The following is a 9,094-nucleotide window of genomic DNA, read 5'->3' as shown; positions in this document are numbered from 1 at the left end:
ACCACCCCTCGTCGTCGGACCACTGTCGGTGTTACGGGAACCGCTGCCGGCGGCTAGGTGTGCCGGCCGGTGTCGACCCCGCCGGAGATGTCGGCGTTGGTGGCCTCCACGCTCGCCAGGATCTGCCCCAGCTTCCGCAGGTCCTCCTGGTAGCCCTGGGGCACCGCACCCAGGAGCTTGATCAGGTCGGCGCCGAGCGACGCCTTCGGCAGGTTGGCCACCAACTCGTCGATGTCGGCGTACGGGGCACCGACGAGTCCGGGGGACTCGGTGTCGGCGCGCCGCAACGTCTGCTGCACCCGGTCGAGTTCCTCGGTGAACGGGTCGAAGTTCGGGTTGGTCAACCGGCCGGTGTCGGCACCGATCGGCCCTTCGGCCGGTGGCATCAGCGGCCCCCCGCCGGGGTGGGTGGCGTCGGGTCGTCGTCCGGCCCGGCGGTGCGGAACATCTCGGCGAGCAGCTTGTCCATCGGCAGCGGGCCGTGCTCGGGGTCGGCCCCACCGGTCAGCAGGTCGACCATCGGCAGCCCGGCGGGCAGCAGCGACTCGAACGCGGCCACGGTCCGGGCCATCGCCTCGCTGCGGGCCGTCTCGATCGTGTCGACAAGCAGCTCACCCAGTTCGGGGCCGGCCATCGACCGGTAGGCCGAGGTCGGGAACTTGACCGCGGTGACCGCCCCCCGGCTGTCCACGGTCACCGACACCGCCCGGTTCTTGGCGGTGACCGTGCTGTGCACGCTGTGCAGGCCACCCTGGATCTCGTCGATCGCGGCCTTCTGCCGTTCGAGTTCGGCCAGCGCCTGCTCGACCTGGTTGGACAACGGGCTGGACATGTCCTCACCTCCTGGTTCACGGTTCGTCTCTGCTGTGGGCGGGTTCCGGTCGCGGTCCCGGCCCGGCACCGGGTCCGGTCAGCCCCGGCCGTGCGCCTGCTCCCGGCCGTGCACCACCGGGCCGGTCGCGGGGATCTGCGGCATCTCGGCCGGTGCCGCCACCGGCCGTCGGCGGGGCGGATCGGTCCGACCGACCACGGCCGCCGTACCCGTCGGGTCGGTCCCCCAGACCTGCTCGTCCTCGGTCAGCCGGGTGCCGCGTCGGGTATCGCCGCCGTCCGACCGGCTGCCCGGCGCGCCGACCGCGGGCAGCAGCGGGGGGCCACCGGGCCGGCCGGGGCCGGGCGGCCCGGCGGCCGGGAGACCGCCACCCGCCGCGCCCGGCAGCCCCGCACCCCCGCCACCGCCGGCCGACCCGACGCCGACGAGCCCCGGACCGCCGGCACCGCCCGGCGGGCCGGCAAGCAGGGCGGCGAGTTCCCGGCCGACGGCGGAACCACCGACCGCCGCACCCCCGGCGGGGGCCGACGCGTCGGCCAGGTCGCCGATGTCGGCACCGCCGGCGGCCCAGCCACCCAGCGCGCCACCGGAGCGGCGGTCGATGTCCGCGACGCCGCCGGCCCGTCCACCGATCACCGGGCCGACACCGCCGGCCAGGGCCCCGACCCCGGCCACCGACGCGGGGTTCCAGCCGCCGACGCCGCTGCGGTCGGCGGCACCGATCGCTGCGACGCTGCCGCCGGCCGCGCCCGACGTGCCGGGGCCGCCGACGCCTGTCAGGTTCGTCGCGCCGAGGGCGGGCAGGCCCGCCCCGCCGAACCCGCCGCCGAACGCGCCGACCGCGCCGATGACCACCGGTCCGCCGGCCGGCAGGTTCCCCGGCCCGCCGGCCCCCGAGGAGGAGAACGCCAGCCCGGGACCGCCGCCACCGGCACCGTCGAAACCCGCCCCGGCGAAACCGGTGCCACCGGACCGGGTGCTGGTGAACCGCACCTCGTCGGGCGGCGGTGGGCCCTCGGTGGGACCCTGCGCGGACCCCGGCGGTGGTGGGGGTTGCTGCCCGCCACCGGACGGACCCGTGAACCGGTTGACGATTCCGCCGGTCTCCCGCAACGCGGCGACGAGCTGCGCCAACGCGTCGCGCATCGCCAGGTCGAGCCGGACGAGCTGCCGCAGCCAGGCGGTACGCAGCAGCACGTCGAGGGCGGTCCAGCCGGCCGCGGTGGTCAGGTCGAACGTCCCGCCGACCGGGCCGGTGCCGTAGGTGTCCTCGATGGTGACCGACACCGCGTTCAGGCTGCCCCGGTCGACCTGTTCGAGGATGGTGCGGACCGTGCCGAACAGCGCGCTCGGATGGTACGTGTTGTACCACTCGTGGGTGTGGTCGCTGAACTCCCGCCAGGCGTCGTTGATCCGCTCGCGGAACATCAGCAGGTCGTTGGACTGCCGGAAGACCCGGTCCGACCAGGCGTTGGCCTCGTCGGCCGCGTTCATGTCGCGGGTGAGCCGGTCGATGTCGGCGTGCAGGGAGTTCAGGGCCGCCACGAAGACCGCCGAGGCCGACCCGTCGAAGCCGGAGCCGGTCCCGCTGATCCCGTCGCGCAGCACCCGCAGCTCGGCGGCGGTGGTGAGCAGCGTCTGCTCGACCCGCCAGAGCAGGTTGCCGGCGTCGGTGAAGCTGCGTTCGCTGAACCAGCCGTTGGTGCCGGCGTACAACCGGGTGAGGGCACCGACGCTGCCCCGGTAGAAGCTGTCGAACGCGCTGCTCGGCGGGAGGCCGCCGGTCCCCTCCCAGAAGGTGACGTGGCCGCGCACGATCTCCCAGAGGTCCCGTTGCGGATCGTCGACCCCGGGGCCGACCCGGCGGTAGCCGACCAGTTCCCGGTCGCCGGGGTCGACCGTGGGACGGGTGCCCCGGTCCAACTCCTGGGTGCGCCGTTCGACGAACCGGACCCAGGTGACGCCGTGGCCGGCGACCTGGTTGCGGTCGATCGGTGTGCCGGTGGCCTGGTCGGTGCCGTCGCGGCCCTCATTGAGTACGTCCTGGAGCATCCGTTCCCAGGTCCAGCCGGCGTACTCCGGATTCGGGGCGGTCACCGCGCGGCCCGCCCGCGTCGGCGCTCAGCCACGGCGACGTCCCGTCGCCCGGGTGGGGCCGAGCGGTCCGCCGGTGCGGCGCGGCGCGGCCGGCACCGGGGTGACCGGTTCCTCGGCGTGCTCGGACCGGCCGATGACGGCCATCCCGCACTCCGGGTCGGTGCCCCAGACGTCCTCGTCCTCCTCCAGCCAGGTCTTGCGTTCCCGGTCCTTCTCCCCCTGCTGGCCGGCCCCGCCCATGCCGCCCATGCCACCCATCGGGGGCATCATCGGGAACCCGCCGGCCGTGGCGGTCGCGGAATCCGCGCCGCGCGCCCCGCTGCCGCCGGGTCCGAAGCCTGCCGGTTCGCCGAGCAACGCGGCCAGTTCGCTGCCGAGCGCCATTCCGCTGGTCGACGACTCGCCAGGTGAGCCGCCGCCCAGGTTGCCCACGTCGACCCCGTCGACGTCGGTCGGGAACTGGGCCGACGGGTTGGTCGTCCCGTCGTCGAGACCGCCCGCGCCACCGCCCTTGACGCCGCCCAGGCCGCCGCCGGAGGAACCGGGGTTGCCCCATCCGCCCGACGGCAGGCCGGGCAGGACGACCCCACCGCCGGGGATCCCGGTTCCGCCGCCGGTCCCACTGCCGGTCCCGCCGCCGCCCGCCGAGCCGGACCCGGTGCCACCGCCGAGCAGGTCGTCCCAGTCGATGCCACCGGCGCCGGCCGTGCCGCCGGAGCCGAGGTCGCCGCCGAGGCCCAGCCCGGAACCGCTTCCACCGCCCAGTCCCAGCCCGGATCCACCGCCCAGCCCCAGGTCGCCACCGAGGCCGAGGCCGGAACCACCGCCCACGCCGAGGCCGCCACCACCGCCCACGCCGAGGTCGCCACCGGCACCCAGCCCGAGGTCGCCACCGCCGCCGAGGCCCAGGTCACCGCCGCCGCCCGTACCCAGGTCACCGCCGCCACCGAGGCCCAGGTCGCCACCGCCGCCCAGGCCCGGATCGCCACCGCCGTTCAGGTCGGGGCCACCGCCACCGTTGAGATCCGGTACGTCGACGTCGGGGGTGCCCCCCGGTGGCGGCGTGGTGGTGGCCCGGGTCGGTGGCGGGGAGATGACGCTCACCAGGTGGGTGACGGCCCGCAGCCGGGTGGTCAGCCGCGCCAGCTCGGTACGCATCGTGGCGTCCAGCTCCCGCAACTGGCCCAACCAGGCGCCCTTGATCATGTTGTCGACGCTCTGCCAGCCGGCCTCGGTCATCAGGTTGAAGGTGCCGCTGTTGACCGTGCCGTTGCCGTATGCGTCCGGCAGGGTGATCGTGACCTGGCTGAAGTTGCCCGTCCTGACCTGCGTGACGATCTTCTTCAACGAGTCGATCAACGTGGTCGGGTTGTAGCCGTTGAACCACTGGAAGGTGTGGTCGCTGAACTCCCGGAACGAGCTGGCGATCTTGTTGCGGAAGGTGGTCATGTCGTCGACCAGGTCGTCGACCTGATCGGACCACGCCCGGTCGGTGCTGTTCGCGTTCATGTCGACGGCGAGCCGGTGGACGTCGCGGCGCAGGTTCGCCATCGTCCCGATGAACACCCCGGAGGCGTTGCCCTGGAAGCCGGAGGCGTCGTCGCCGACCCGGTCCAGGATGGTCTTCAGCTCCCGTTCGGTGCTGACCAGGTTGCTCTCCACGTCGTGCAGCATCTTGGCGGCGTCGGTGAAGCTCTTCCAGCTGAACACGGGGTTGGAGCCGCTGGCCAGCCGCTGCAACGCCCCCTCACTGGACTTGTAGAAGGTCTCGAACGCCCCACGCGGCGAGGGCGCCCCCTCGGTCTGCGAGTCACTGAACACGATCTTCACCTGGATGAACTGGGTCCGGGTGGTGTAGTGGGGCTTCCCGTCGCGCACCGACCCGACCGTGCTGATCCGGTAGAGGAAGAACTCGTTGCCGTCCAGCGAGTCGATCCGGTCGGTGTAGTCGGCGTCGCTGGGCGGGTCCGAGGACTCGGTCACCGCGTCGGTGTGGTCGACCAGGCGCAGCCACCGCACGTCCGGGCCGGCCACCAGCCTGCGGTCCAGCACGGTGCCGCTGGTGCCGTCCGGGCCGTCCCTGCCCTCCCCCAGCACGTTCTGCAGCATCGACTCCCAGGTCCACTGGGCCATGTCCTGGTACGGCGCGGTCACCGGGTCACGCCGTCGGGTTGGGGGTGGGGTTGGGCGCGGTGCCGGTACCCGGCAGGAACTCCAGGAACCGTTCGGCGGTGACGGCGTTGAGCGACTCGATGTACTCCGAGTTCGCCAGCAGTTCGGTCAACCCCACCGCGAGGCTGTTCATCGTGGTCCGGTGGCTGGTCATCCGGGCCAGCAGCGTGTCACCTGTCTTGTTGACCTGGTCGCGGATGGTCCGGCCGGGTTCGAAGTTGTTCGTCCCGGCCGAGACGACCAGGTCACGCAGCGTCTGCGAGACGTACTGGCCCTGCCCGGAGGTGGCGGTGTCGACCGCGTCCCGCAGGCTGTTGAGCTTCGCGATGAGCTGGTTGATGTACGGCTCGTCGATGACGATCGGCATCGGTTCCTCCGTTGGGTGGGGGTGGGGCGGGCGGCCCGGAACCGCCCGCCGCACCGCAGGTCAGACGTTGCCCTGGAACAGCGCGGCACCCCGCGCGTCGCCCAGCCGGTAGTTGTCGTGGATCTGGTCCAGCCGGGACGAGGCGTCGGCGAGCGCCTGGCGCATCTCGGTGATCCCGGTGTTCCACTTGGCCTGCGCCGCGGTGAACGCCTCCCGGGTGTCACCGGAGTTGGCGTTGACGTACGTCTGGACGACGGTGTTGAGTTCGTCGATCGCGTTCTGGATGCTGGTGGTCACGCCCTGCAACTCGGCCGAGCTGTCCAGCAGACCGTTGGGGTTGAGTCCGTACGACGGCATGGGTCGTCCTTCGTGAGGGGTCGGTCGGTGGTCAGGTCCAGCTCGCGGAGAGGGCGTTGTCCTGCTCCACCTGCGCGCTGGTCTGGTAGTGCGTGGTCATCGCGCTGTTCAGGTCGAGCAGCCCCTGCTTGACCTTGCTCAACCCCTCCAGCCACTGCTGGATGGAGGTGGTGAAGGTCGTCTTCGCCTCCCCACGCCACTGGGTGTCCAGGAAGCTGGACGTGTTGTCGACGGCGCGCTGCGCCGCATCGCACTGGGCGTCGGTCTGGTTCATCGCCGAGATGGTGTTGCGGATGGTCTGCTCGTCTACCTCGTTGCCGAGTGGCATCGGCGCTCCTTCCGGTTCGGGCGGTCGCGGCGGTTCCGCGCCGCCGGCTGCACTGGCCGGGCCGGTCTCATCCGACGACCCGGGCCGGGTCAAGGGCGGGACCGGTCGGCAGCAGGTCGATCAGTTCCGGGGCGACGACGGTCGCGTCGGCGGGGTCGTAACCCAGCCGTTGCGCCACCGCCGCACCGGCGAGCGGATACTTCACCCCGGCGTCGGTCACCAGGTGGTAGGAGGTGCCGGGCTGCCCGGCCCGGCCGGCGACCACCAGCCCGCCGCGTCCGGGCGCGACGGTCACCGCGTCGGCGGTGTGCGTCGTCCGGGTCACCCCGACACCGCCGCGCACGACGCCGGACGCCGGTGCCGGCCGGGCCGCGACGACCCGGGGCCGTCCGTCGGCCCCGAAGCGCAGGCACCAGGCGAGGCCGGGGGCCCGGGTGGCGGCCCCGGGCGCCACGGCCGGCAGTTCCTCGGCAAGCGGTGCCCGCGCCGCGACCGGTACCCGGGCCAGCGCCGCCGGGCTGAGCACGGTCGGCGTCACCGCCCCACCGCCGTACCCGACGACGGTCGCCGGGTCGGCGGCCAGCAGCGCGTACGCCAGGGGAGTCAGCCGGGCCAGCCCGTCGCGGCGCAGCAGGTAGTGGCGTTGCTCGCCGTCGGCCGGCCGGGCGGTGAAGAGTTGACCGATCCGGGTCGGCTGCCCGTCCACCGTCGGCCCGGCCGCGCCGCGTCCGGGCACCGGCACCGGCCCCAGGTCCGCCCCGGCGGGCAGCAGGTCCAACCAGGCCGCCGGGACGGTGACCGGGGGCGCGTCGTGACCGAGCACGGCCGGCAGCCACGGCGCGGTGAGCCGGAACCGGTGACCGTTCCAGATCAGATGGTCGCCGGTCGGGTCGCCGGCCGGCCGGGCCAGCACCGCCCGGTCGGCGGACAGCGGTGTCCCGTCGGACGCCGGGGCGACGGCGAGGGTGAGCGCGGTCGTCCCGGCCCCGGCCGGACCGGTGCCGCCGGGCGCGCAGGCGGTCCAGTCGACGCCGGCCAGCCCGGCGGCCGGCAGCACGTCGGGAGCGCCGACGATGCCCAGCGGCTGCCCGTGTGCCACCCCGCGCAGCGACTTCGCCGACACGGTGACCACGGCCAGTTCCTCGCCGAGCAGCAGCCGGGCCGAGGCGTAGTTGAGCACCGGGCGCAGCCGCCCGGAAAGGTAGAGGTAGCGCGAGCCGGTCTCCTTCTCCACCACCAGCGCCCCGGCCCTGCGCCAGGCGGTGGCCCCGCCGGGGGCGAAGAAGCCGTACAGGGTGAAGCCGCCGACCACCAGCACGGCGACCAGGACCCCGGCGAGCAACCCCACGATGGTCCGCCGGTGCGGCGTCTCCAGGCCGTCCGGTTCGCCGGCCACCAGCGCGGCGGTCAACCGGCCCAGCAGGTGCGACTGCGCCTGCACCTGGTCACGTCGGGACTGCACGACCTCAGCCCCCGATCGCCCGGAAGTAGTCGTACACGTGCAGGACGGCGAGCCCGATCGGCAGCAGCGCCACCGCCGCCGCGGTCAGGGTGAGGTCACCGACCCGCCCCCAGTACGGCGTCACCCGCCGCGCGGTGAGGCTGCGCCCGGCCAGCAGCAACGCCGGTACGGCGACCGGCAGCACCGCCAACGCCAGCACCCGGGTCAGCGGTTCCGCCCCGGCCAGGGTGTCCACGGCGACGGCGACGAGCCCGACCAGCGCCGGTACCGCCTGGGTCAGCCGGTGCCAGGCGCTGGTCATCGGCCGGGCGTTGAGCGACCAGACCAGCGCGACCAGCAGCACCAGGGTCACCTCCGCCCAGCCCGCCCGGTGCGCCACCGGCAGCAGCGCCACGGCGGTGGCCGCCGCGAGGCCGGCGTACAGGGCGGTCATCAGCCGGTCGACTGCGCGCGCCCGGTCCATCAGCGGGCCGGCGGGTTCCGGATCGATGTCCTCCTGCAGGTGCTCGGGTCGGGTCGGCAGCGGGGCGAGGCGCATCCCGGCCAGCCGGAACGCGAACAGGGGCACCGTCAGCACCAGGGCGGTCGCGGCCAGCGCCACCACCGCCCCGGCCTGCGGCCCGGTCAGCCCGCCGGCCGTGACGGCGGCCCCGCCGAGCACCCCCAGCAGCAGCGCGACGGAGCCGGCGACGAACAGCGCGGTGGCCGCGCCGAGCAGGCCGGCGGCGAGCACCGCCACCGCCGCCCCGGTGGCGGTCCCGCCGAGCACCTGCGGCCCCGTCACCCCCGCGCCGACCGTCCCGCCGTCGCCGGGCAGCACCAGGCCGGCCAGGCCGGCGTAGCCGGTCGCGGCGACGGCCATCAGCACGCCGAACCCCCGCTCGGCAGCGGCCCGGACCACGGCGGCCCCGCCGCCCAACGCCACCGCCGCCACCGCCAGCGCCGCCACCGCCCGCAGCGGCACCGGGCCCGGCAGCGCCAGGGCCACCAGACCGACGGCGAACAGCAGCCCGGCCAGCCCCAGCACCACCGGGCGGACCAGCTCGGGACGCCACCGGCCGGGGCGGTCCCGCACCCCGGTCGCCATCCCGTCGACGAGGTCGTCGAAGTCGACCTCGGGCAACTGGTCGGCGCGCGGACGCAGATACACCAGGTCGCCGTCGTGCAGGTCGAGCGCGGCGACGCTGCTCTCCTCGTCCAGCGGGGCCGAGCCGGCGCGTTGCAGCACCCAACCGCCGTGACTCAACCCCGTGTCGGCGAGCCCGTCGCCGAGGTGGTGCAGCAGCGCCGGCAACAGGTCGGCCACGACCACCCCGACCGGCACGGCGACCTCGATCTGCCGGCTCGGTCCGCGTACGACCAGCCGGCACATCTGCTCGGTCTCGGTGCCTGTCACGGCCCCTTCAACGACAGCCGCCCGCAGAACGTTCAACGGCCCGGACGAATTTTCTCCGCCCGCCGGCAGGCCCCGCCCGGAAA

The 9,094-nt window shown here is 74.4% G+C and carries 9 protein-coding genes; all 9 read right to left on the bottom strand.

What is annotated here, in order from left to right; genetic code table 11:
- Positions 1-53: 53 nt before the first annotated feature.
- The gene (locus tag ACN260_RS10205; RefSeq protein ID WP_422755719.1) at positions 54-386 is read right to left on the bottom strand and encodes a hypothetical protein; all 333 of its coding nucleotides are present in this window, start codon (positions 384-386) and stop codon (positions 54-56) included.
- Positions 386-832 carry a YbaB/EbfC family nucleoid-associated protein gene (locus tag ACN260_RS10200; protein ID WP_422755718.1) on the bottom strand — a complete coding sequence of 149 codons (447 nt, stop codon included), beginning with the start codon at positions 830-832 and terminating at the stop codon, positions 386-388. Before ACN260_RS10200 ends, ACN260_RS10205 begins: the two co-directional genes overlap by 1 nt.
- A gap of 78 nt (positions 833-910) precedes the next feature.
- A complete protein-coding gene (locus ACN260_RS10195; RefSeq protein WP_422755717.1) occupies positions 911-2,929 on the bottom strand; it encodes a hypothetical protein in 2,019 nt (672 codons plus the stop codon).
- A 24-nt stretch (positions 2,930-2,953) separates the two neighbouring features.
- Complete coding sequence (locus ACN260_RS10190; protein ID WP_422755716.1) at positions 2,954-5,083, bottom strand: hypothetical protein; 2,130 nt, start codon at positions 5,081-5,083, stop codon at positions 2,954-2,956.
- A gap of 4 nt (positions 5,084-5,087) precedes the next feature.
- Positions 5,088-5,468, bottom strand: a complete 381-nt coding sequence (locus tag ACN260_RS10185) for a hypothetical protein (RefSeq protein WP_422755715.1) — start codon at positions 5,466-5,468, stop codon at positions 5,088-5,090.
- A 60-nt stretch (positions 5,469-5,528) separates the two neighbouring features.
- On the bottom strand, positions 5,529-5,825 hold the full coding sequence (locus ACN260_RS10180) for a WXG100 family type VII secretion target (protein WP_067307529.1): 297 nt from the start codon (positions 5,823-5,825) through the stop codon (positions 5,529-5,531).
- A 31-nt stretch (positions 5,826-5,856) separates the two neighbouring features.
- Positions 5,857-6,153 (bottom strand): WXG100 family type VII secretion target, encoded by a 297-nt coding sequence (locus ACN260_RS10175; protein ID WP_422755714.1) that lies wholly within the window; start codon positions 6,151-6,153, stop codon positions 5,857-5,859.
- 67 nt (positions 6,154-6,220) lie between these two features.
- Positions 6,221-7,615, bottom strand: coding sequence for a type VII secretion protein EccB (gene eccB, locus ACN260_RS10170; protein ID WP_422755713.1), 1,395 nt, complete (start codon positions 7,613-7,615; stop codon positions 6,221-6,223).
- Between the two features lie 4 nt (positions 7,616-7,619).
- Complete coding sequence (eccD, locus tag ACN260_RS10165) at positions 7,620-9,011, bottom strand: type VII secretion integral membrane protein EccD (RefSeq protein ID WP_422755712.1); 1,392 nt, start codon at positions 9,009-9,011, stop codon at positions 7,620-7,622.
- Between the last annotated feature and the right edge of the window lie 83 nt (positions 9,012-9,094).

Origin of the sequence: Micromonospora sp. WMMD708 (assembly GCF_049315245.1) — a bacterium.
Taxonomy (GTDB): domain Bacteria; phylum Actinomycetota; class Actinomycetes; order Mycobacteriales; family Micromonosporaceae; genus Micromonospora; species Micromonospora wenchangensis.
This window is presented reverse-complemented; position numbering and strand designations above follow the sequence as displayed.

Bases quoted from the DNA above. Each gene is read 5' to 3' on its own strand.
- ACN260_RS10180 (WP_067307529.1), bottom strand. From the start codon at position 5,825: ATGCCGTCGTACGGACTCAACCCCAACGGTCTGCTGGACAGCTCGGCC.
- ACN260_RS10200 (WP_422755718.1), bottom strand. From the start codon at position 832: ATGTCCAGCCCGTTGTCCAACCAGGTCGAGCAGGCGCTGGCCGAACTC.
- ACN260_RS10205 (WP_422755719.1), bottom strand. From the start codon at position 386: ATGCCACCGGCCGAAGGGCCGATCGGTGCCGACACCGGCCGGTTGACC.
- ACN260_RS10175 (WP_422755714.1), bottom strand. From the start codon at position 6,153: ATGCCACTCGGCAACGAGGTAGACGAGCAGACCATCCGCAACACCATC.
- ACN260_RS10185 (WP_422755715.1), bottom strand. From the start codon at position 5,468: ATGCCGATCGTCATCGACGAGCCGTACATCAACCAGCTCATCGCGAAG.